This is a genomic window from Methanosarcina spelaei, assembly GCF_002287235.1.
Taxonomy (GTDB): Archaea; Halobacteriota; Methanosarcinia; order Methanosarcinales; family Methanosarcinaceae; genus Methanosarcina; species Methanosarcina spelaei.
This window is the reverse complement of the sequence record NZ_LMVP01000342.1, coordinates 1-786: the sequence shown is the minus strand read 5'-3', so window position 1 is coordinate 786 and position 786 is coordinate 1. Positions and strand designations below refer to the sequence as shown.

Sequence of the window (786 nt, the reverse complement as noted above, 5' to 3'; positions counted from 1 at the left end):
ATCGATGGCATAGAGGGTAGAGGATTCAGTAAAAAGCGAATACTAACCCGTAATAGGTTGGATAGAGGTTCCAACTTTGCCTCAATCCGAAAGGATGCAGACTTACTGATTGTGTTCTATTGTATGAAGGATGCAAACTTATGAATGTAAGTCCCTCAACGATATCTGTAAAGGATAAGAAACTTACAAATGCCCAACTTCACCAACAGTGGCAGAATATCGACTGGAAAAAAGTCGAAAAGGGCGTTAATAACTTGCAAACCAGGATTACAAAGGCAGTAATAGCAAACAAATGGCATCTTGTTAAGAAACTACAATATCTTCTTATCCACTCTTACTCTGCCAAACTACTGGCTGTTAGGAGAATAACCACTAACCGAGGTAAAAGAACAGCTGGAATTGATGGTGAACACTGGAAAACACCTGAAGCCAAAATGAAAGCTGTTTCTCGTCTTACAGATAAAGGATACAAAGCTAAACCCCTTCTTCGGGTGTTTATCAGCAAAGCTGGTAAAAAGAAGAAACGTCCGTTAGGCATCCCTACAATGCATGATCGTGCTATGCAATACATATATGCATTATCTCTTGAACCCGTAGCCGAGGCAACATCCGATTTAAGATCCTTTGGTTTTCGGAAATACCGAAGTCCTAAAGATTGCCACGAACAAGCTTTCAGAATTCTGAGTCGGAAAGTTTCTCCACAATGGGTTCTGGAAGGTGATATTCGGGGTTGTTTCGATAATATAAATCATCAGTGGCTACTAGACAACATTCCAATGGATAAAA

Annotated in this window: 1 protein-coding gene; it reads left to right on the top strand. The window is 40.1% G+C overall.

Translation table 11 applies throughout. The annotated features are described in order from the left end of the window. Positions 1 to 140: 140 nt before the first annotated feature. The coding region (locus ASJ81_RS14310) for a reverse transcriptase N-terminal domain-containing protein (RefSeq protein WP_170943324.1) at positions 141 to 786 on the top strand (646 nt) is incomplete at its 3' end.